The sequence below is a fragment of the Limisphaera ngatamarikiensis genome (assembly GCF_011044775.1).
GTDB lineage: Bacteria > Verrucomicrobiota > Verrucomicrobiia > Limisphaerales > Limisphaeraceae > Limisphaera > Limisphaera ngatamarikiensis.
Genome location: NZ_JAAKYA010000012.1, coordinates 81,255 through 102,902 on the forward strand (window position 1 = coordinate 81,255; position 21,648 = coordinate 102,902).

Consider the following 21,648-nt stretch of genomic DNA (forward strand, 5'->3'; position numbering starts at 1 on the left):
GGGCTGGTTTCCCGCTGACCGGATCATTCTCCCAACACCTATGTTGCGAACCGTTCGAACCACCAGGGTGCGAGCCGCAGCGGAGCGGTTCGCCATCGTGGCCTCGCGGTACAATGCCCGTTACGTGGACTCCATGGTACGGGCGGCCCGAAAAGCCCTCGAACAAGCCGGCGCACGGGTGGAACTCGTTCGGGTGCCGGGCGCTTATGAAATCCCGCTGGCGACGGAACTTCTGGCACGGCGCGCCGCGACCGAGCCCGCCTCAGCCCCCGGGGCAATCCTCTGCCTGGGCGTCATTCTGCGCGGCGAGACCGTTCACGCGGCCCACATCGGGGAAGCTGTGAGTCGTGCATTGATGGAGATCCAACTGCGCCACGCAATCCCCGTTATCCACGAGGTCCTGCTGTTGGAAAACGAGGCGCAGGCCGCCAAACGGTGTCTGGATCCGCAGCACAATCGCGGACTGGAGGCGGCTCACACCGCCCTGGAGATGGCCCGGGTGGTGCGCCAACTGCGCAGCCGGTCCGCCTGAGCCCGCTTTTGCCAGGGAGCGTCCAACCACGCCCGCCCCGGGGTGACGATCGAAGCCGGGTCCCCGTCGCCAGCCCGGGCCGCAAACGGCCTTCTTATGGAGCGGTCGGTCCTTTTTCTGCATCTCTCTTCCACCATAGTAGTCCCTGACGTCGGGCCATCGTGTCCTGGTGCGGCGATGTTGCCAGGTTGCCGATCCTCACGGCGCCGGTCGGATCTCGGGGTCACGCTACCGCACCCGCATCATGCACCAGGGGAGGTGACTCTGCCGGTCCAGATACTTGCGGGGCACCATGGCAAGAAACACGGGTTGAAGCCCTGCCGATCCCGGACCTGTCCCGGCCCGCAAACCGCACCCGCCAATCGCCCGGGATCGGTACAACCCGTTAGAGTTTGCGAAAGTCCAATCCCACCTTGGCACGGACGCGTCAGAATCGAGGGCACCGGCGATTCCGGAATGATCTCCGGTTCAAGTTCCGGGGACCGAGGTCTGCCACGGAGAGAATCACGCAAAGGTCCAGCGTGCCATGCACGGAACTCCACCCCGGCTTATTGTGGCTCAAGCCGGTCGTTGGCGGCCACTGGCCGGACTCGTAAACGCCAATTGCCGGTGAACCGACCAGCCGCGGCCGCGGCTGCCCTTTCTGCACCACTTCGGACCATATGAACGCCCGGTGAACACCACAGGTCTTCGTGAACTGATGAACGTTCCATCCTGCCCGGACGAGCATGCCCGGGGCGGAAAGTCGTTACCACCCAATCCCGGCCCGATGCCGTGCAACGTGCCCCCGGGCCGCACGGCCAGAAGCCCGGCAACAAACGAAGGCATGGCGTCCAACCTGGAACGGCTGGCAATCACGCAATTCCAGAGGTAAACCTGCATGGGGCCCGAACCCGACCGCGGTAAATGGATCCACGAGTCAAGCACAGTTTCCCAAGGCGGAGTTACCGGTTCACCATTTGGGTGCAATCCCGATGCAAGGTTTGACTGCTTCGGAGAGGTTGGGTGAAGCCGATCACAAGGCTGGCCTGACCGGAACCCCCGCCGTCACCGGGCGCCGAGCATGCCCATTGCGGCTGGCACATGGATGTGGTCCCCGGTCCTCGACTACTCTTTCCTGTGACACCCAGGGGGAATGCGGCAGTTGTGTAGCCCCGGGCTTCTGGTGCAACAGGCGGAGTCTTGTCGCCCGAGACCGCCGCCATGCCCTCCACCCCGCCGCCCACCCGGCCAGCCACAGGACAAGATACCAGGAATCGTAGGTGGTGTTGTCCAACGCCCGCCAACGCGGTGTCTTGGATTGACCAGCCAACAGTTGAGGGGCCCTGTCGTTGTATCCATTGAACGTCTTTCTGGCGAACAACAATCCGAACAGTTTGGCCGCTGCCCCCGATAGGGGCCCTGAAGCATGCCGTTGATCGAAACGTGTTGCATACACCGAATCCATCATGGTTTGCAGGTTCGGTTTGTGGCCGAACTCGAATCTGTCACCGAACCGCATCAGGTTCGTGGTCTGGAGCAAAGTGCCGCCTGCAAGTGAAACGCCCTCCCCCGGCACGACCTGCCGGGACCAGCGCCGGGTCCCGGTACTATATCAACCGAAGGAGGTTCCGTGGCTCTGGAATCGCGCCGGGCGTTTAGTCAAAGGCGGGTCGCACCGGCCAGCAGGGCTGCGGCGCCATGAAACACCAGCGTGGGTCGTCCAAACATGCCGTATGCCGGGGAGACCCATAACAGGAGCCAACCTGGCAGTGCCGTCCGCGGCGTACCTTGCACCATAGTCTGGTTCGTATTTGCAGCCGTCGTGGCCGTGGGTTCGGTCGGCCGGCGGCGACCACGCGAAGAAACAACAAGGCACCACAACGCCATCAATCCACCCATCCACCCAGGCTTTTTGCCTTCGGCGCGTCTTTGTCCCTGGTAACGGCTGGGCACTTCCAGAAACCGTGCGCCGGTCCGGGCTCGGACTCAAACCCGATTCGGTTTTCCGAAGGTCACGACGCCGCAGAAAATCGGTTCGGATAGCTTTGTCGCATGTGGCCTCGTGGTGAGCCGGAGCACGGTCACCAGACGGGTCACACCGCTCGGCCATACATTCAGCCACCGATGTCACAGCGAAGTCTCGGGGCAAGCCCCGGCGCCGAACCGGGTACCGGAGACAACATCGCCAGTGCCGGATACCAATGGCTCGACGATTCGTGGATAGTCGGCCGGATTGTGGTCCAGCTCGGAATCCTGGATGAGTGCAAACGGGGCGGTTGTGTGGCCAGGGCTGTGCGAATTGCAGCGTCCCTACCGCGGTTGGGGGTTGTGCCCGGGCTCAGGGACGGGTGGGTTCGTGGCGGCTGAGGAAAACCTGTAGTTACGCAACGAGACTCCAGCGGCGCGGCAATGCCAGGCAGTGGCCGGAGGGGGAAAAAACGGCAATAAGGGGTCGGGCGGGTCTGCGATGGATCCGTCGCGGGTTTCCCACGGCGCCATTCCCCTGGCAAAAGCCGGGACGCAAAGGAGTCCTGCTGGCAAGGCGACCGACCAGGTGAGCCGCGATGCCGGCGCGGCCCGGGGCGGCGTGGTCGGACCGGAATCCACTCGGTTCGAGAAGGACGTTTCAGGGCGGGTCCTCGGGCGCAGGAGAATCCTGTGCAGATCGCCCGGGCCAAGGCCACTAAGTGGTGTGCGAACAAGGGGGTGGCTGGAAAGGGCGTAGCGCCTTGAACTGACGGCGCGCGGGGTCGCAAGCCCCTTGAGACCTGGCCGGGTCATGGTGCCCCCTGCCTCGCTTGGATTGTCTCCCCCAAAGCTGGCAAGTCCGCGTGCCCAGGAAAGTGGCCCGGGCAGGTCGAAAGCCACGGGTTGATGGCGAGGGAGATGGATGCGTGCTGGTCCCGGGGCTCAAATGGGGGAAAGTATTGCCCCGGGGGCACGACGGGTGCGTAAGATGAGACGGAAATGACGTCGTGCATATGAGTGAAGATTTGGAATCTTCTCGGAGCTCGCTTGGAGCCCCGGCCGATGCTTCCACGGCCCCGGTGTACCGGTTCACAGTGGATCGGCTGGAGGTGCGGGTGTATGCCGATTCACTGGCACTGGCCCGGGGCGCGGCCGTCGAGGCGGCGCAGACGCTGCGCAGGGCGGTGCTGGAAAAGGGACATGCCCGGGTGATCTTCGCCTGTGCCGCTTCCCAGATTCGGTTTCTGGAGACCCTGACGTCGCAACCCGGGGTGGACTGGGCACGCGTCGTGGTGTTTCACATGGACGAGTACCTCGGACTGGAGGCCGGGCATCCGGCGAGTTTTCGGAGGTTCTTGCGTGAGCACCTGCTGGAAAAGGTCCGACCCGGCGAGGTACACCTCCTGCAGGGGGATGCGCCGGAACCGTTGAAGGAGGTGCGTCGGTACGGCGAATTTCTTCGAGCGACGCCCGTGGACCTGTGCTGCGCGGGGATTGGAGAAAACGGGCATCTTGCGTTCAACGACCCGCCGGTGGCGGATTTCAACGATCCGGACCCGGTGAAACTGGTGGCCCTGGACGAAGCGTGTCGGCGTCAGCAGGTGCGCGAGGGATGGTTCGCTGACATTGAATCCGTGCCGCGTTACGCGTATACGCTGACCATTCCGACCCTTTGTGCGGCGCAACGCCTGGTTGTGGTGGTGCCCGAGCGGCGGAAGGCGGAAGCCGTGGCGCGGGCTTTATCGGGGCCGATTCATGAGGCGTGTCCGGCCTCGGTGTTGCGGCGGCATCCGGCGGCAACTTTATTCCTGGACACCGAGTCGGCCGCGCTGCTGCGCTTGCCGTGAAGGCCCGACAGGGTGACGAGTCAGGTAACACCGGCGTGCGGCGACCGAAACGCGGCTGTCGGGGTGTGGGGTGGCGGTTGCGCCTCTGAGGATGTACGACCGCTGACCCGATTTCTGGAACGGGCAGGGCAGAGAGTGGAGGGGTGTGGGATCCGCTTTGATCGGGCTGGCGCGAAATGTAAGCGCGTCTCCAAGGGGTTTTGGTATGGGCCCGGGTTGGCAGGGAGGTTCCTTCGGCTGCTGCCGGTCCGGCTTTACACTGAGGGGCTTGCCGGGGGCATCGCCATCATCGGGATCCTGTCGGCCCTCTAGTTTCCGGCTGTATCGGCTGTGCGGGCCCGATTGCGGACGGTTAACCGTCCCTCCCGACTCCGGCAGTTTGGTTTTGCCTTGCCGTTATATGCCCGGGACGGCCACAACCGTTTGCCGCCGAATGCGGATGGGTACCTGGACACACCCGACGGAAAGAGGATGTATGGTGGCTGACCGGGCTCGGCGGGGCCGGATTGCCCCAACACGGCCCAGCTTCGACAGAGCCTGTTGTCACCGTATCTGGGGAGTTTTGGCAGCCTCTGGCAGTGTCCGAAATCCAGGAATCCCGTGCCTCCGGGGTCGGTGCCGCGGCCCCGGCTGCGGACGGTCTTAGTGAACTATTTTGTGGAGTTGTGGAGAGCGCAATTGTGAGTCCGGTGGCGACGACCTGTCGAAAGTTGGTGAGATGGTGCGACCTGCCCCCGGCGAGGTTCCCGACCTGCGGGAGTGTTCGGAGTGATTCCACTGATTTGGGTGGCGTTTGCGGGACTTTGCGGATGGAAATGGTCCCGCTGGGACTAATGGCGGGAGCTGCTGGGACGCACCATGATTTTGGGGTGATGCCGGCCTTGAGCGGGCGGTTTGTGTTCTACGTTCGGCTTGGGTCGTATGGGTTTCCGTTGTTTGTTGCGCCGGAGGGATTTTGGGGGTGGGGGCAGCGCGTCCGGTCGGCCTGGCTCTGGATGGGCCTTCAGGGGAGGGCAGATCTCCCCCTGCTGTGGCGGTTTGTAAACTGCCGTTGGAGCGGCTGACGCCCGGTGAGCGGTGCGAAGCGGCGTGCCGGTGGCTCAGGTCCCGGGCGTGGCACTTGATCGGATTCGGGCGGTGGAGCGGTGTTGCAAGCGAACTTGCTGCCGCTTGGTGGCGGGGCGATGGCCTTTGCGATATTCGCGGGGGGTGCAGCCGCAGAGTTGTTTGAAGACCTCGTTAAACCGGCTGAGGCTCTGGAATCCGGAGGCCAGGGCGACCTCCAGGATGGGGAGATCGGTGGTGACCAGCAGGCGTTGGGCGTGGCAGAGTCGGTGGCGGGTGATGAACTCGGTCATGGTGGTGCCGAAGGCGCGGCGGAACAGGGTCATGGCGTAGTTGGGGTGTAATCCGTGGGCGGCTGCGATCCGGGCGGCACTGAGCGGTTCCTGGTAATGGCGGGCGATGTAGCAAGCCAGTTGGTCGGCCCGCGACAACGCGGGGTCGGGACAGGTTGCTGTGGGTTGACGGGAGATGCGCCGTGCCAGGCGGAGGATGCGGGCTTGGATTTCGAGTCGGACCGGTCGTTCGGTGGCGGGGTTGCTGTTGCGCAGCTCCCGTTCCCATTGTTGGAACTTGATGGGGTCGGAGGGATCGGGTGCGGGTTCCTGCATGAGGTTGCCCTCCAAAAGCCGCTGGGTGAAGTCGGAGGGCAGACCCATGCCGAGGAATTCGCCCAGGGGGACGGTGACGACATAATAGGGATGCTGACCTTCGAAGGCGACGATCTGGTGCGGGATGGCGGCCCAGAAGATGGCCAGACGCCCGGCCGGAATGGTGACGCGACGGCCGCCGAGCAGGTAGGTGAGCGAGCCGGTCCGTAGCCAGTTCAATTCCACCTCGGCGTGTTTGTCGGGTCGTGGCATGCACGCCGGCATCCAGAGCTCGCACGTGAATCCGTAGGGCTGAAACTCCGGGCGCTGAACATCGAACCGTTTCACCGACCTTAGGATTCCGTGAAAACCGGCCGGATTCAAGGAAGAAGCCCCGACAGATTTGGACTAGGGTAGGAGTGAGTTGACAGGTTGTTTGGAGCTTGTTGAAAAGCTGAAGCCGGGCGAAAGCATGGGCGGGCGCACACAGGTTGGAAGTGGAGGGGACGCCGCAGCGGGGTGCCGGGGACTTGGGGGCGCGTGGTGTTTGCCGGCGGGGCGGCTTGGGGGGATCAGGGCAGCTGTGCGGTGCGCCTTGCGGCCCTTGGGGTGGGTGGCGGTGCTGCTGGGGTTGGTGCGGCTGTACGTCGAGGCCGAGGCCGGGCCTGCCGGGTGCGGGGCGCTGGACGGAGTCCGGCATCGCGTGGTGGTGTGTACGGACGTGGGTGGGACGGATCCGGACGATTATCAGTCGCTGGTTTATTTGCTGGTGTACTCGGATGTGCTGGACCTGGAGGGGTTGATATCGTCGCCCTACGGGCCCGGCCGGAAAGAGCACATTCTCGAGGTGATCGATGCCTACGAGCGGGATTATCCGCGCTTGCGCAGCTGGTCGGAAGGTTATCCCCCGCCGGATCGGTTGAGGGCCATCACGAAACAGGGGGCGATTGAGCCTGCGCCCTATGCGGGTTATCGGGGGCCGACCGAGGGTTCAGATTGGTTGATCCGGTGTGCGAGGCGATCGGACGCGCGGCCGTTGCACGTGTTGGTATGGGGTGGACTGGAAGACCTTGCGCAGGCGTTGCATGACGCGCCGGACATCCTGCCCCGGTTGCGGGTGTACTTTATTGGCGGGCCGAACAAAAAGTGGAGTCCGGACGCGTATCAGTACCTGGTCACACGATTTCCAAAGCTCTGGTTGATTGAGGCGAACTCGACCTATCGCGGGTGGTTTGTTGGTGGTGATCAAACGGATCCCTGGGGCAACAGGAGCTTTGTGGAGCGGTTTGTGGTCGGGCATGGTGCCCTGGGGACATTGTTCGCGGAGAAGCTATCGCAGCTCAAAATGGGCGATGCACCCTCGGTGGGATGGCTGTTGCGGGGCTGCCCTGCGGAGCCGGGCCAATCGGGCTGGGGCGGGCGGTTTGTTCGGGCCTGGCGACGCCCGTATTTGCGGCTGGAGCGACTCCCGACGGAGGAGGACCGTTTGGAGGTGTTTGGCATCCTCGAAGTGGTGTTGAAAGTGGATGACGATGGGAGAGTTCCGGTTGAGGCCACGCTGCGGGTGGAGAACCAGGCGTTGCCGTTTGCCCGATTTGCGGACGGAACGATGCGTGTGCGGTTCTCACCCAGGGCGGCGGGTTTGTACCGGTTCAACATCGCGAGTAATTCAGAGGTCTGGGATGGCCGCAGCGGCGCCCTGACGGTGGTGCCGCTGCGGGCGGACCATGCACGCGAGCCGGATCCCGAGTTGCCGTTCTGGTGGACGGACGATCCGGCGCCCGAGTGGGCGGAGGGCGAGCATGCGGGAGCGCGAACGGTGAGCCAGTGGCGTCGGGATTTTTTACGGGACTTTGCGGATCGGATGCGACGGTGCCGCGAGGCGGCCGGTCCTGTCGGGATACCGCAGGCAATTCGGGAGGGCAGAGGTTCATGAAGAGGTTGCCCCGTGTTGAACGGTTCGGTGCAGCGCCGGGGCCGAGGGCGGCGGACCGGCACGGGGAAGAATCGGAGCCGGCGCGGTGGGGGCTGCTGGGCAGAGACCCGGCGGGCTCGCAAAGGTGGAGGTTTATGTGCAGATGCAGATGCTGGTGTTGGTTGCTCGGCTTGGTGCTTTTGGCGGCGGCAGTGCGGGCTGAAGAAGTGCCGGAGAAGGTTCGGTTGTTTGTGCTGACGGACATTGAGAACGAGCCGGACGATGCGCAGTCGATGGTTCGGCTGATGGTTTATGCGAACCAGTTCGACATTGAGGGTTTGGTGGCGACGACGTCGGTGCATCAGCGGAACCGGACTGCGGCGTGGCGGATTCGCGAGATTATCGAGGCGTATGGTCAGGTGCGGGAGAACCTGATGTTGCATGAGCCCGGATGGCCGACGAAGGAGCAGTTGTTGAGCGTGGTGCGGGAGGGTTTGCCGGTGTACGGCATGGAAGGGGTGGGCGAAGGCAGGGATTCGCCGGGGTCGGAGTTGTTGATTGCCGCGGTTGATCGGGAAGATCCTCGTCCGTTGTGGGTGACAGTATGGGGCGGACCGAACGTGCTGGCCCAGGCGTTGTGGAAGGTGCGGGCGACGCGGCCGCCCGCGGCCGTGGCGCGGTTTGTATCGAAACTGCGCGTGTACGCGATTTCCGACCAGGACGATTCCGGCCCCTGGATCCGCCGGAATTTTCCCGAACTTTTTTACATTGTGAGTCCGGGCTTTCACCCTGGCGGCGCGTATCATTATGCGACCTGGAGCGGGATCAGCGGGGACAGATTCCATGGCCGTTTCGCGGGGGCGGACTTTTCCCTGGTGGATAACCCGTGGTTGGATCGGAACATCCGGAGCAAGGGGCCGCTGGGGGCGAAGTATCCGCGGACCGAGTATCTCATGGAGGGGGACACGCCGAGCTTCCTGGGGCTGATTCGGAATGGCTTGAACGTGCCGGAACGGCCGGACTGGGGTGGCTGGGGAGGGCGCTATGAATTGTACACGCCCCGCAAGCAGAAGTGGCATTTGGAGGCTGAGACACGGCCCATCTGGACGGATGCCATGGACGAGGTCAAGGGCGTGGACGGCCAATGGCATACCAGCAATCATGCCACCATCTGGCGGTGGCGGTCGGCCTATCAGAACGATTTTGCGGCGCGGATGGACTGGACCGTGAAGCCCTACAAGGAAGCCAACCACCCACCCGTGCCGCGGCTGGGGCATCCGGATCGGTTGACGGCCCGGCGTGGCGACCGGGTGGAGTTGAATGCCGAGGGGACCAGTGACCCGGATGGCGACGCCGTGTCGTACGAGTGGTTTTACTATCCGGAAGCCGGCACGTTCACCGTTTCGAGTGCCGTTTCCGGGCAGCCGGTGGAGATTCGGAACTTTGATCAACCTCGCGCCTGGTTTGTGGTTCCCACCCAGCGGGTGATGCCACCGGGCACAGGGACCATGCACATCATCCTGGCGGTCACGGACCATGGCGTGCCGAGGCTGACGCGGTATCGCAGGGTGATTGTGGAGGTGCGCGACTGAGATCTCATCGAGGGCCGCGGGTCGGGTGGTATGAGCCTGCCGCGGCTCCGAGACCGAGCCGGAAGAAAGGAAAGAGCATGAACACCATGGAGAAGACACCGACGTTGGGGGTAATCTACGGGAACCGGGATTTCTTTCCGGACCAGCTGGTTGCGGAGGCGCGGGCGGATCTGACCAGGCTGTTCAAGGAGTTGGGGATCCGGGCGATCCAGCTGAACGAGCGGGAGACCAAGCTGGGGGGCGTTGAGACGCACGAGGACGCCCGCAAATGCGCGGCGTTGTTTCGGGAGCATCGCGACGAGATCGACGGCGTGTTGGTGTGCCTGCCGAATTTTGGCGACGAGAAGGGGGTGCTGGATGCGGTACGGCTTTCGGGTTTGAACGTGCCCATCCTGGTTCAGGCCTATCCGGACCGGCCGGACGAACTGTCGCCGGCCCGGCGTCGCGATGCCTTCTGTGGCAAGATCTCGGTGTGCAACAACCTGGCCCAGGCAGGCATCCGGTTCAGTCTGACGCGGCGGCACGTGGAGCACCCACTGACGGATGACTTCCGGCGCGATTTGCAATGGTTTCTGGGCGTGTGCCGGGTGGTCAACGGGATGCGGGGGCTGCGGTTGGGTGCGGTGGGTGCCCGGCCGGGCGCGTTCAATACGGTGCGGTACTCGGAGAAGCTTCTGGAACGGCACGGCATTTCGGTGACCACGGTGGATCTGTCGGAGATCCTGGGAGCTGCGGAGAAGCTGGATGGGCGGGATCCGAGGGTGGCGGCGCGTCTGCAGGAGATCCGATCGTATGCACCGGCCCCGGGTGTGCCGGAGGAAAAGCTGGTCCAGATGGCGAGGCTGGGGGTGGTGCTCGCGGACTGGATGCAGGCGAATCATCTGCACGCCATGGCCATCCAGTGCTGGACCTCGTTGCAACGGCATTACGGCTGTAACGTGTGCACCCTGATGAGCCTGATGAGTTAACGGTTCCTACCGAGCGACCATTTACTCCGGAACATCAGTCTGGAGGTGCGTCGCGGGGAGGTTCTCGGAATCTTCGGCCTCATGGGTGCGGGCCGGACCGAACTGCTGGAAACGTTATTCGGGCTGCACCCGGATCACATGGAGGGCAGGGTGGAGTTGGACGGGCGACCGGTACGGATCCGGTCCCCCATGGACGCGATTGACCTGGGACTGGCCCTGGCACCGGAGGATCGCAAGGCCGAGGGCCTGGTGTTGGAGATGAGCGTGCGGGAGAACGCGAGTCTGGCGTGTTTGAACCGGTTGACACGGTTCGGTTTCATTCGCACGGCTGCCGAGCGTACGCTGGTCGAACGGTACCTGAAGCAGCTGCGGGTCAAGACACCCTCGCTGGAGCAGCGCATCCGGCATCTGAGCGGTGGGAACCAGCAGAAGGTGATTCTGGCCAGGTGGCTGGCCACCTCGCCGCGGGTGTTGTTGTTGGACGAACCGACCCGCGGCATTGACGTTCAAGCCAAGCGCGAGATTTACGAACTCATTGACGAACTGGCCCGCGCGGGGCTGGCGGTGATCGTGGTTTCGTCGGAAATGCCCGAGATCCTGACCGTGTCGGACCGAATCGTTGTGCTTTGCGAGGGGTGCAAGACGGCGGAATTCACCCGCGCGGAAGCCACGGAGGAACGGTTGATGGCCGCGGCGTTGCCGCGATCGGACAGCCCGGACAACCGTGGGGTTCCGGATGCGCAGGGTCGTTCGGGGATGTGCCGCGGATGAGGCTGGATTTTCCGGTGGCTTTGGAGGGTTGGCGCGGCAGGCGGCGTTAAAAGCCGCCGGGCTTTGACGGAAACGGGTTGCATTGCAGTGGCCACGAGGCAGGGACATCGAGACTGGCTGGCCCGGGGACAATCGCTTCTGGGCCTTGGATTGATGGTGGTCCTGATGAGCCTGTTGTCCGACCGGTTTCTGACGGTGGAGAACGGGCTCAACATTCTGCGACAGATTTCTGTGAACCTTTGTCTGTCGGTCGGGATGACCCTGATCATCCTTTCCGGTGGGATTGATCTGTCGGTGGGTGCGGTGCTGGCGCTGGCGGGTGCGGTGGCGGCGGGGCTGCTCAAGGAGGGGTTATCCCTGCCGATGTTCGGCGTGCTACTGCAGTTTACGGTTTGGGGTGCCATCCTGGCGGGGGTTGTGGTGGGGCTGGCGTTGGGGTGGTTCAACGGTTTTGTCATTACGCGGTTTCGGTTGCCGCCGTTTGTGGCCACGCTGGGCACGTTGAGCGTGGCACGGGGACTCACCATGCTCTGGACGGGGGGCTATCCGATCACGGGTCTGGGTGAAACGTTCGGGTTCATGGGGACCGGCTTCTGGTTGGGTGTGCCGATGCCGGTCTGGATCTGTGCCTTCTGGGTGGCGGTGTTTGTGGTGGTGACCCGCCGCACGCGATTTGGTCGGCATCTTTATGCCGTGGGCGGCAATGAGCGGGCTGCCTTGCTGACAGGTCTGCCGGTGGAGCGGGTGAAGCTGTGGGTTTACACCCTGGGCGGCGGCCTGGCCGGCGTGGCCGGTTTGATGGTGACCGCGCGGCTCGACTCGGCCCAACCGAATGCCGGGCTGGGGTACGAATTGGACTCGATCGCCGCGGTGGTGATCGGGGGCACGTCCCTGTCGGGTGGCCGGGGTTCGGTGATGGGCACGGTGTTGGGTTGCCTCATCATCGGGGTGCTGAACAACGGCCTGTTCCTTCTGAACGTCTCACCCTTCTGGCAGCAGGTGATCAAGGGCCTGGTGATCCTTGCCGCGGTGGCGCTCGACCGCATGAGCCAACGGAACGACTGATCCGACGCGTCACATCCCCCCACGGCTGCGAGCGGCGGGACCTCCCCGGTCCTCAATGCCTCCTGCGCGTTGCCGATGGGAGGACCTGCTCAGCAGAAAAAGCGGATCGCGAGCGGGTAGGGCCAAACCTGGCCGGCATGGGCCTTGATGGCCCCCACGATGGGGAACACGACCGAGCAAACCCCCAGGACCAGGATCAGCAGCAATCCCATTTCGTCCTCGAGGAGCACGAAAGCCACAGCGCAGTAAAGGAGGGCCGACAAGATCCAGTTCGCCACCGCTTTGCCATGGGCGTCCAAGCCGGGCAGGGAGGCTTTCTTGAGCTGCCAGATCAGGATGGGCACCAGCAGCCCGGCCAAGGGAACAACGTAGCCTGCGAACAGTGAAAGATGCAGGATCAAGGCCCACAAGCGTGTTTGCGGTTCGCGTGGGTCCGGTGCGGGGGGTGGCGCCGATGCTGGTGTGCCTGACGGCGCCAGGGATTCGGGGTCCATGAGTTGAAGGATGACCGTCAGGCGTTTGACGCGGTTGCGTGATCGTCGTCGAGCACTCACGGCGCTGTTGCAGTTACGGTAGCCCCGTCGGCAAAGCCGCGTCAAGCCGGACGTCCCCGTGAGAAGGGCCGGGGAGGCATCCAGCTTGCGGGCACGTACGTTCGGCGTCCGCCCCGGACACATTTCCCTGCGCGGGAGGTCGTTCCTTGCGGCCGGGGATCCCGGCGGCCGGGGTTTCGAACCCGGTAAAACCTTCACCTGCGTCAAAGCCCTCGGTGAGCGGGCCATGTAAAAGAGGATCGTGATGGATGGACGAAAAGTCCGAACCGGCCCAACGCACGGCTCACGGCCGAGTGGGATGGGCCTCTTGCGTTGGACCGCCGGGTTGGGCGCGATGCTGCCTCTCCTGGCAGGGCTGGTAGCCGGCCGGCTCGTTGGCCTGGCGGGAACGGCGTCTGTGCCCGCGGGTGGGCCGGAGGCGGAGCCCGGACCGGCAGTCGCGGTGCAACTTCCCAAGGTGGAGAAACCTCCGGCCCTCCAACCTCCCGTGGGTCTGCCGGTGGATGCCCACCTGGACAAGACACCCCCGCGCGCCACGCGGGGATTGGACCTGGTGAAGCTCGGCTGGACCTACAACTGCATGGAGTGCCACAAGCTGTTGCCGGCCCGCTGGCACTACGACCGACCGATGGTGGAGCATCAGGACATCCGGCTCGAGCATGGGAACAATCGGTTTTGTCTGAATTGTCATCATCCCACGAACCGCAATGCGTTCGTGGATTATGACGGGTCGGAAATCCCGCAGGGCGAGGTGGTTCGGCTTTGTGCCAAGTGCCACGGCACCATTTATCGCGATTGGCTGGCCGGTGTACACGGGCGCCGTAACGGGTACTGGGACCCGCGGCGGGGCCCGCAGACCCAGTTGCGCTGCATCCAGTGCCATGATCCGCATCGACCGGCCTTTGCGCCGATGAAACCGATGCCGCCGCTGCGGTATCCGCCCCGGGCCGCCGGTTCACCCCGGCGGTCCGGGGAAGGGCATCCCTCGCATCAGCCATGAACGACGCATCCTCCACGCCCCAATCCGCGCGCTCGCTCGAGGAGGTGTACCGTCCCATGACGCGGCGGACCTTTCTCAAGGGAGCGGCGGCGTCCCTGGTGGGGATGGCCGGGTTGATGGCCGCCCTGCGACCGTTACTGGAGCTGGAGCGGGGCGAGATGACGCTGGAACAGTTGTTGTGGAAGCACTAACGCGAACTGACACCGGAGGAGTTGGAGCAAATCCTGCGGCGTCCGGAGGCGGAAACCGAACGGCAATACGGGGTCAGGCCGCACATCCGGGACGTTCGGCCCCGGCCGGGGGTCGAGTTTGCGTATGCGCTGAATCTGACGCGGTGCATCGGCTGCCGGAAGTGCGCTCATGCCTGTTTGAGGGAGAACAATCAATCGCGGGAGGACCCCGACGACATCGAGATGTCGTACATCCGGGTGCTGGAACTGCAAAAGGGAGCGATCAACCTGGAGACCTCGAACGTGTACTATGACCCGGATCGGGTCCCCCAACCGGACAAGTATTACATGCCGGTGCAGTGCCAGCAATGTCGGCAGTCCCCCTGCACAAAGGTGTGCCCGGTCCAGGCCACCTGGCAGGAACCGGACGGCATCGTCGTGGTGGACTACAACTGGTGCATCGGATGTCGTTACTGCATGGCGGCATGTCCCTATGATGCACGCCGGTTCAATTACAAGAAACCGACCCTTCCGCCCGGGGCCATGAATCCGAACCAGAGTTATCTGAGCAATCTCTCAAAAGCCTCAGCGGAGCAGGTACAGCGCACGGCGGGTTGCCCGCCGTTGGCCGTACATCGCGCGCAGACATGCGGCATGGTTGGGGGGGGGTTGCGCGGCTTTTACGGGGCGCGGGTTTTTGGAGCCTCGGAACGCCGGGGCGTTTTCGGGAGGAGATTGCCCACACGGGGACGCAGGGGTGCAGGCCGGGTTGGTCCCATGATCATCCGCCGCGGGTGTCGGATCGTGGCAAGGGCTCCAAGAGGAGCTGCCGAGCTGCGCGTCTTCCAATGGCCATTCGGGTGACGCCGGATTCCGGGCCGGGGCGGGTTGCCCACGGCGGTTCTGGTTCTTGACAGCGGCACTGCAGGAGGGGCAATTTAAGGCCTGATTCGAGGGTGCCTCGGTAGCTCAGTTGGTAGAGCAGCTGACTCTTAATCAGTAGGTCCCAGGTTCGAGTCCTGGCCGGGGCACCAAATCCTTTTTTCTGCCAACCTCCGAGACAGGTGTGGTTTGCTCCTGTGGGGGGGCCGTCCGGGTTTTCCTTCCAAGAGCGGGGCACGAATGCGTTTGGGCGGTGCAAACCCGCGCGAAATCTCGTGGACAGGGTTTCTTGCGGGTTACCGGGCGGGCAGACAGGTGGCTCGGCAAAGGGGGCGACTCGGGTTTTCGAATTGCCCGGGCAGGGGTTCGAATGGATAAAGGGGGCGTGGGCCTGCGTGTACTGGTTTGTCCGGACAAGTTCAAGGGCTCGCTGACCGCGGCGGAGGTGTGCGAGGCCATTGCAAGGGGTTGGCGCCGGGGTCGCCCGGAGGACGTGTTGGAGCTGTTGCCGGTGAGCGACGGGGGTGATGGATTTGGGGATGTTGCGCGGCGGCTGGTGGGGGCGCGGTCGCGGTTCTTGCGCACGGTGGATGCGGCGGGCCGGCCTTTGCGGGTGCGTTGGTGGTGGGAGGGGCGTACCCGCCTGGGCATAGTTGAATCGGCGGGGATTATTGGGTTGGCCTTGTTGCCCCGGGGTCGGTTTCATCCATTTGAGATGGATACGACCGGTTTGGGTCGGGCGCTGGGGGTGGTGGCCCGGCGTGGGGCGCGTTGTGTGTTGATCGGGTTGGGTGGCAGTGCCACCAACGATGGCGGCTTTGGGTTGGCGCGGGCGTTGGGCTGGCGATTTTTGGATGCCCGGGGAGGCGAGCTGACGCGGTGGACCGAATTGGTGCGGTTGGTCCGTGTGGTTCCTCCGCCGGGGCGGTGGCCGTGGCGCCGTGTGCAGGCGGCGGTGGATGTATCGAACCCGCTGCTGGGTCCGCGCGGGGCCACGCGCGTGTATGGTCCTCAGAAGGGCCTTCGTCCGGAGGATTTCGCTCTGGCGGAGCGGTGTCTGCGGCGCCTGGCGGATGTGATGGAAGAGTGGACGGGGAGGTCCCTGGCGTGTGTGCCGGGGGCTGGTGCCGCGGGTGGACTTGGATTTGGACTGATGGCGTTTGCCGGAGCGGAACTGATTTCGGGTTTTGGATGGGTGGCGCGGAAGGCCGGGCTGGAACGGAAGCTGCGTCGGGCGGATCTGGTTTTGACCGGCGAGGGCGCGTTGGATCGTTCCAGTCTGATGGGGAAGGCCGTGGGTGAGATTGCGCGGATCTGCCGGCGGCAGGGTAAACCGTGTCTGGCTTTCGCAGGGCGTTTTCAACCCTGGCCGCGGCACCACGTGTGGTTCGAGCGGGTGTACGCGTTGGTGGACGCAGTTTCGGAAACAACGGCCATGCGACGGGCCGCCGAGGTGTTGGAAAGGCTGGCCACACGTGCGGCGACGCAATGGGCGGACGCGGCGGCAGGTTGAGGGGGTGTTGGTGGGGCGGTTTGGGGATGGGCGTGGGAGGCTGGGAGGCGGGGGCGGGCCGGCGGATACTTCCGGTCTGGCGGCGTCCGGGTTCAGCTGCGGGTCACCTGCAATCCAGTGGTGGAGACGCTGAATCGGACGAACCGGGCCCGGGGATTGGGCGGGTGGCGGGTGAGGATTTCGCGGATGCGGGCGGCGGCGGCCGGGTCGTGCGCGATCATGAAGAGGTAGCCGCCACCTCCGGCGCCGGTGAGTTTGGCAGCGGCGAGCCAGGGGGCAACGGCGTCGAGGATGGCTTGGATCTGGGGCGGGTTTGTTGCCGGGTCGAGTGCCTGGTTGAGGCGCCAGCTTTCGCGCACGGTTTCGCAAAGACCTTCAAGGTCGCAGCGTTGGATGGCGAGGGCACCGCGTTGCGCGTTGCGGCCGATTTCCTCGAGCAGGGCGAGGTGCCGCGGGGAGTTGAGGAAGACGGCTCGGACGATTTCGCCCAGGATGTTCCACGCCAGGCGGGTGATGCCGGTGTAGTACAACAGGCAACAGTCGGCGGTGAGCGGGGATTCGAACAGGTGCTGGGGGAGCCAGTGAATTTGCGGGGTTTGGCGCAGGCCGGGGCGGGTTTCGATCAGTTTGATGCCCCGCTCGAGTGCGCCGAGTTGGTCCTGCCAGCCGCCGCCGGTGCCCAGGAGCTGTTCCAGCACCAGGGTCCGATGCGAGAGGGTTTCACGGTCCCAGCCGAGCCCGCACAGATCGGAGAGCGCGGCCAACAGGGTTGTGGCCAGGATGCTGCTGGTGCCAAGTCCGCTGCCTTTGGGCACGGCGGCGACCAGAGACAGCTCAATGCCACCGCCGAAGTCGCGCAGTTGCTCCTCGAGGGAATCGAAGCCGCCATCGGCATGGAACCGGGGTGAAAACCCGGCCAGGGCCAATGCGGCTCGGGCCAGGCCGAAGGGATTACCCGGATCGCCGAACTCTTCCAGTTCGGCGTAGGTGCGTACGTGTTGCTCGGCGCTAAGGTCAATGGAACGGATCACCAGCACCGGTTCGGGGATGCATTTGGCGAAGACCTGCAGGGGCGGCTGACCGTTGAGGTCCACAGCCAGGTTGAGGACCCGACCGCCATGTTCGAGGCAGTAGGGTGGGGTGTCAGTCCAACCGCCGGCCAGGTCCACCCGGACCGGGCTGCGGGCCCAGACGATTTGGTCTTCCAGGACGGAACGGACCGGGCGGGCTGGGGTGACGCGTGCCTCGCGCACAAGCATGTCCCGCAGGGAATCGAAGGCGTCGCGTTCGAGCCGCCGCCAACCCGAATCTCCGCGCAGTCGCGCGAGGGCGGCCTGGAACATGGCTTCGCGCGCGTGGTTCAGAGGAGGCTCATCCGGGCCCGGTTCGACCGGTGCAGGGGCCGATGCGGCGTTGACTACCAGCCGTGCCGTGGCCTCCAGGTCCAGTCGGTAAAAGATGCTCCATTGAGCGTGTTTTCGGAGCGTGGCCAGGGCTTCGAGGCGCAGCCCGGCGCGCTGTTCGTAAAGACGGCGCGGATTGCATTGGCGAAGCAGGTCGGCTGCGGAGAGGCGCGGGCTGCGCGCCCACAGACGGGCCCAGGTGTTGGCTCCCCGGGTCTCCGGCTGCCAAAGCCACTGAATGAAGTTTGGGTCGAGTTCTGCGGAGGAAAGAACCGGGAACAATGGGCAATCGTACAGGTCCAGGCCAGGGGTCCAGCCGAGGTCGCGTGGCTGAAGATTCCGTTGAGCCAGCCATTGAGCCACGGGCTGCCCGAGCCAGCGGGTGTCCGGATCGTCCCAGGCACCGCGGAAGGTGTCGGTGAAACCGTACGGTCGGGCGCACCAGCGGTCCTCTCCCACCGGCACGAGGTCGAGACAGATACCCGGTGGCAGGCTGATGGACCAGTAATTGTCGGGTATGCCGGTGAGAACGTGTTGGTGCTCCAGTTCCCAGCGGCTGCTTATCACGGAATTTTCGATCCAGAGCGTGTGGCGGGTTTCACGGTCGAGGAGGGGGACCACCCGCGCGTTTTGCAGGACCTGATCGGGATGACGCCGGTCCTCCCAATCGCCCGGTATGCAGTTTTGGAGGGCCACGACGGATGCCAACATCTGGGCCGAGGTGCCGAAATGGTAGAACTCTGCTCCCGGCCATTCCACGACGGCGCAGCGGAGGGCCTGGAGCTCGGGGTCGGGGAACCGGGGTTCGGTTCCGAGAGCTGCGGTGAATGTGGCGTAGAATTCGTACGGTCGGGGCCGGCCCTCGTGAAAGGACGCCCGGGCCGGGTTCCAGCCGCAACGGTCCATCAGAACCCGGAGGGCACGCGAGCTGAGCAACCAGAGTCCGGTGTCGACCAGGAAGCGGTAGGAGAGTCCAAGCTCGCGGATTCGGGACGCGGAGGGTTTTTGGCAGGTGAAGGCGAGTCGGCCCGGCTCACGGCGGTGGCAGAAGAGCACGCCGAAATGTTGCGCGGTTTCCGGGGGCACACGCACGCCCAGGACGAGCACGTCGGCCTCCGGCAGACGGGGTGGTTCGGGCCCGGGCCGGATCCATACGTCTCCGCTGCACAGGAGGATCCGGGTGGAATCCGGTGCGGCGCGCAGGATCCGATCCCACAGGGGCTGTTGGAGGTCCAACAGGGTTTGGTCGAGCCGTTGTCCGCGGCTCCAGCGGAAAACCGGAATGGGCAGGAGCGCTTTCCCCACCGGGGCGTAGGCGGGCAGGCGACGGCTTTGTCCGCCGGCATGGACGACCACGCGCCGTGCGGCATCGAGCCACGATTCAAACGGAACGTCGGCTCCCTCGTGTTTCCAGGCTTCGACGAGCAGATGTGCGGTGGCGCCCCCCGATCCCGCGGGAGGACCCGAGGGGTCGGTACCCACAAACCAGGTGGGCGCCGGACGATTCTCCAGCTTCGCAAACACCGGGGCCATGGCCGGCGGCAGTGAAATCAGGTATTGCGATGTCATGGCGCATCCGGGTGGATTACGATGACATGGTTCGCGGCGGTCCGCACGAGGATCCTAGTGGGGGCCGCCGGGGGCCGGGGCTCAAGTGGATTGTTCATGGGCCGGAGTGCCGGGGCTCGAGGATGCACCTGCTTGGACCGGGGGCGGAAACAACGGGGATCGGATCCAGCCCCATCGGGCGAGCCGGTAGGTGAAAGCGGTGCGGAGGCAACCCCAACCGTAGCGCACGCTGCGGCGGAAGTTGATCGAGGAGGCTTCCGGGAAATAGCGGGCCGGACAGCTTACCTCGCCGATGCGGAATCCGTGCCACAGGATTTGCGCCAGCATTTGATTGTCGAAGACGAAGTCGTCCGAATTGACCGAGTGGTCGATGCGGCGGAGCACGTCGGCCGCGAACGCGCGGTAGCCGGTGTGATATTCGGAAAGTTTGGCGCCCAGCAGCCAGTTTTCCACAAGAGTGAGTGCACGGTTGGCGATGTATTTCCACAGGGGCATTCCGCCGCGGAGTGCCTGACCTCCGAGGATACGGCTGCCCAGCACGCAATCGTAGACCCCATTGGCGATCATGGAGGCCATGGCCGGGATTAGGGCCGGGGTGTACTGGTAATCGGGATGGATCATGATGACGATGTCGGCGCCGGCTTCCAGGGCGAGGCGGTAGCAGGTTTTCTGGTTGCCGCCGTAACCGCGGTTGCGGGGGTGGACGTGGACACGGACTCCTTCGAGTGTGCGGGCAATGGCCACGGTGTCGTCGCGGCTGTCATCGTCCACAAGGATGATTTCATCCACGATTTCCTGGGCCCGCACCTCGGCCCATGTTTGGCGGAGGGTACGGGCGGCGTTGTAGGCCGGCATGACCACCACGATTTTGCGCCCGCGATACATCGTTGTGACCTTGCTTGATGAAAGCGGCGTCAACCTGCCGCAGAGCCGCCGGGGTTGAGAAGTCGAAAATCTTGCCCGGACCGGTGCGTTTGGGGGCCGGCGCGGGCGTGATGGGTCGGTGCGTTACGGTTCATGCGGGTGTTGTGAACCTGGCCGGGCTTTGAGGCGTTGGGGGGCTTGGGGAAGGGCGGCGCCCTTGCGGTGCGGAGAAGTCCGGCTCATGGCGGTTAATTTCCCGGCGGATTGAGAGCCGGGCGGGTGCGGGGGGAAGCAAGGGCGCCCTCGCCGTCCGCAAATGTGGGCACGGAGGACCGTGCCGCTCCTCGGATCCACGCAAGGCCGGCACAGGGGGACTGTGCCCCTCCGGTTCATGGCTCCTGCGTGACGCGCCTCTGTCTTTGTGGGGTGCGTTCTCTGTGCCTCTGTGGTTTTAGTGGTTTCTGTGGCCCTGTGGGGAATTGGACGGGCTCGGAGGGCCATGTCTATTCCTTTGAGTCCGCTTCCGGGCCGGCTTGGCGTTCATGGGCTTGACCGGTTCAGGTCGGCGTGGTTGAGTGGCGTTGTGTCGGGTCGAGGGGTGCCAACGAAGATGCGTCGAGCGCTGGCCTGCCTGATGGTGTTCTTGTGGGTATGGGTATTCGCCCAGGCCGCATGGCAGGGGATGAGTGGCCACGTCCACAAGGGTTCGGCCAACGCGCCCGGCTGCGCCCTTTGCACGGTGACATTGGGGCTGTTGGACGTTCCGGCGACGACCGCACCGGCGTGTGAACCCTCCCTTGGACCGGTCCTGCCAGAGGCACCTTCATCTGCCGAACCTGTGCCGGTCCGTGCCTGTTTGCCTCACGTTCGGGCTCCGCCCGCAGCCGAGCTTCCCTGACTGTGATTTGTCGGGAGCGGGTGCGATCCCGCTCGGATGTGATGCCCGGTGTTGGGGTCGGGCCGCGGGGTTTGCAAGAAGTGGCCCCGTGAGTTGAGGGAACCTCGGGACGGAGTGGATTGAGCAGCCGGATTATGGATTCCATGAAAAGGTGTTTGTGTGTATTGGCCGTGTTGGGCCTGGTGACGGGCATGCGGGCGCAGGGCCCTGCCGGTGGCGAGGAGCGGTCGGAGCGCATCCGTGAACTGGAGCGGCGACTGGAACAGCTTCAGGAGGCGTTTGAACGGACGTTGGCGGAGCAAAAGAAACAGATGGAGGCGCTGCAGCGGGAGCTGGAGTTGCTTCGCCGGGAAGGGGTGCGGACCTCAGATGCGGGGGCGGTCGCATCTGGTGCAGTAGCGGCGCCGGTGGCGTCAGGGCCGGAGGCGGCTGGCGGCGCTGGTTCCTTGAGGGCGCCGGGACCCTTTTCGTGGCGGTTGGGTGGCGGGGGTGGTGGTTTGGGG

The 21,648-nt window shown here is 64.7% G+C and carries 15 protein-coding genes, 1 tRNA gene and 1 pseudogene; 13 read left to right on the forward strand and 4 right to left on the reverse strand.

Annotated elements, in window-relative coordinates; translation table 11 throughout:
• The first annotated feature begins 40 nt into the window (after positions 1–40).
• Together ribH and G4L39_RS02120 are read left to right on the forward strand one after the other, a co-directional pair.
• Positions 41–532 (forward strand): 6,7-dimethyl-8-ribityllumazine synthase, encoded by a 492-nt coding sequence (gene ribH / locus G4L39_RS02110; protein WP_165105541.1) that lies wholly within the window; start codon positions 41–43, stop codon positions 530–532.
• 2,963 nt (positions 533–3,495) lie between these two features.
• Positions 3,496–4,329 carry a glucosamine-6-phosphate deaminase gene (locus G4L39_RS02120; RefSeq protein WP_165105544.1) on the forward strand — a complete coding sequence of 278 codons (834 nt, stop codon included), beginning with the start codon at positions 3,496–3,498 and terminating at the stop codon, positions 4,327–4,329.
• Positions 4,330–5,429: 1,100 nt separating this feature from the next.
• Here the strand turns inward: G4L39_RS02120 and G4L39_RS15700 are convergent.
• The gene (locus G4L39_RS15700) at positions 5,430–6,329 is read right to left on the reverse strand and encodes a helix-turn-helix domain-containing protein (RefSeq protein ID WP_165105545.1); all 900 of its coding nucleotides are present in this window, start codon (positions 6,327–6,329) and stop codon (positions 5,430–5,432) included.
• A 247-nt stretch (positions 6,330–6,576) separates the two neighbouring features.
• On the opposite strand from G4L39_RS15700, the gene G4L39_RS02130 reads away from it, so the two are divergent.
• The 5 genes and pseudogenes from G4L39_RS02130 (at position 6,577) to G4L39_RS02150 (ending at position 12,292) form a co-directional block, all read left to right on the forward strand.
• Positions 6,577–7,917, forward strand: coding sequence for a nucleoside hydrolase-like domain-containing protein (locus tag G4L39_RS02130; RefSeq protein ID WP_205880708.1), 1,341 nt, complete (start codon positions 6,577–6,579; stop codon positions 7,915–7,917).
• Positions 7,918–8,051: 134 nt separating this feature from the next.
• The gene (locus tag G4L39_RS02135) at positions 8,052–9,488 is read left to right on the forward strand and encodes a nucleoside hydrolase-like domain-containing protein (protein ID WP_165105547.1); all 1,437 of its coding nucleotides are present in this window, start codon (positions 8,052–8,054) and stop codon (positions 9,486–9,488) included.
• An 86-nt stretch (positions 9,489–9,574) separates the two neighbouring features.
• Positions 9,575–10,456: a hypothetical protein gene (locus G4L39_RS02140; protein ID WP_165105548.1), complete on the forward strand. Its 882-nt coding sequence runs from the start codon at positions 9,575–9,577 to the stop codon at positions 10,454–10,456.
• Positions 10,457–10,465: 9 nt separating this feature from the next.
• Positions 10,466–11,227: pseudogene (locus G4L39_RS02145) on the forward strand (ATP-binding cassette domain-containing protein); the annotation flags it as partial.
• Positions 11,228–11,380: 153 nt separating this feature from the next.
• Positions 11,381–12,292: an ABC transporter permease subunit gene (locus G4L39_RS02150; RefSeq protein WP_165105634.1), complete on the forward strand. Its 912-nt coding sequence runs from the start codon at positions 11,381–11,383 to the stop codon at positions 12,290–12,292.
• Positions 12,293–12,381: 89 nt separating this feature from the next.
• Here the strand turns inward: G4L39_RS02150 and G4L39_RS02155 are convergent, their stop codons facing one another.
• Positions 12,382–12,846 (reverse strand): magnetosome magnetite crystal formation protein family, encoded by a 465-nt coding sequence (locus G4L39_RS02155; protein WP_205880712.1) that lies wholly within the window; start codon positions 12,844–12,846, stop codon positions 12,382–12,384.
• Positions 12,847–13,288: 442 nt separating this feature from the next.
• Between G4L39_RS02155 and G4L39_RS02160 the strand changes: the two genes are divergently transcribed.
• The 5 genes from G4L39_RS02160 (at position 13,289) to G4L39_RS02180 (ending at position 16,411) form a co-directional block, all read left to right on the forward strand.
• On the forward strand, positions 13,289–13,846 hold the full coding sequence (locus G4L39_RS02160) for a hypothetical protein (RefSeq protein WP_165105550.1): 558 nt from the start codon (positions 13,289–13,291) through the stop codon (positions 13,844–13,846).
• Positions 13,843–14,037 carry a twin-arginine translocation signal domain-containing protein gene (locus tag G4L39_RS02165; RefSeq protein ID WP_165105551.1) on the forward strand — a complete coding sequence of 65 codons (195 nt, stop codon included), beginning with the start codon at positions 13,843–13,845 and terminating at the stop codon, positions 14,035–14,037. Before G4L39_RS02160 ends, G4L39_RS02165 begins: the two co-directional genes overlap by 4 nt.
• Positions 14,038–14,058: 21 nt before the next feature.
• Positions 14,059–14,880, forward strand: a complete 822-nt coding sequence (locus tag G4L39_RS02170; RefSeq protein ID WP_205880713.1) for a 4Fe-4S dicluster domain-containing protein — start codon at positions 14,059–14,061, stop codon at positions 14,878–14,880.
• Positions 14,881–14,974: 94 nt separating this feature from the next.
• A tRNA-Lys gene (locus G4L39_RS02175) sits at positions 14,975–15,050 on the forward strand.
• A gap of 233 nt (positions 15,051–15,283) precedes the next feature.
• Positions 15,284–16,411: a glycerate kinase gene (locus G4L39_RS02180; protein ID WP_165105554.1), complete on the forward strand. Its 1,128-nt coding sequence runs from the start codon at positions 15,284–15,286 to the stop codon at positions 16,409–16,411.
• 92 nt (positions 16,412–16,503) lie between these two features.
• Here G4L39_RS02180 and G4L39_RS02185 read toward each other — a convergent pair whose 3' ends face one another.
• A complete protein-coding gene (locus G4L39_RS02185; protein WP_165105555.1) occupies positions 16,504–19,383 on the reverse strand; it encodes a bifunctional fucokinase/fucose-1-phosphate guanylyltransferase in 2,880 nt (959 codons plus the stop codon).
• 81 nt (positions 19,384–19,464) lie between these two features.
• Positions 19,465–20,268 (reverse strand): glycosyltransferase family 2 protein, encoded by an 804-nt coding sequence (locus tag G4L39_RS02190; RefSeq protein WP_165105557.1) that lies wholly within the window; start codon positions 20,266–20,268, stop codon positions 19,465–19,467.
• A gap of 1,020 nt (positions 20,269–21,288) precedes the next feature.
• On the opposite strand from G4L39_RS02190, the gene G4L39_RS02195 reads away from it, so the two are divergent.
• On the forward strand, positions 21,289–21,648 hold a 360-nt coding region (locus G4L39_RS02195), incomplete at its 3' end, for a hypothetical protein (protein ID WP_205880714.1).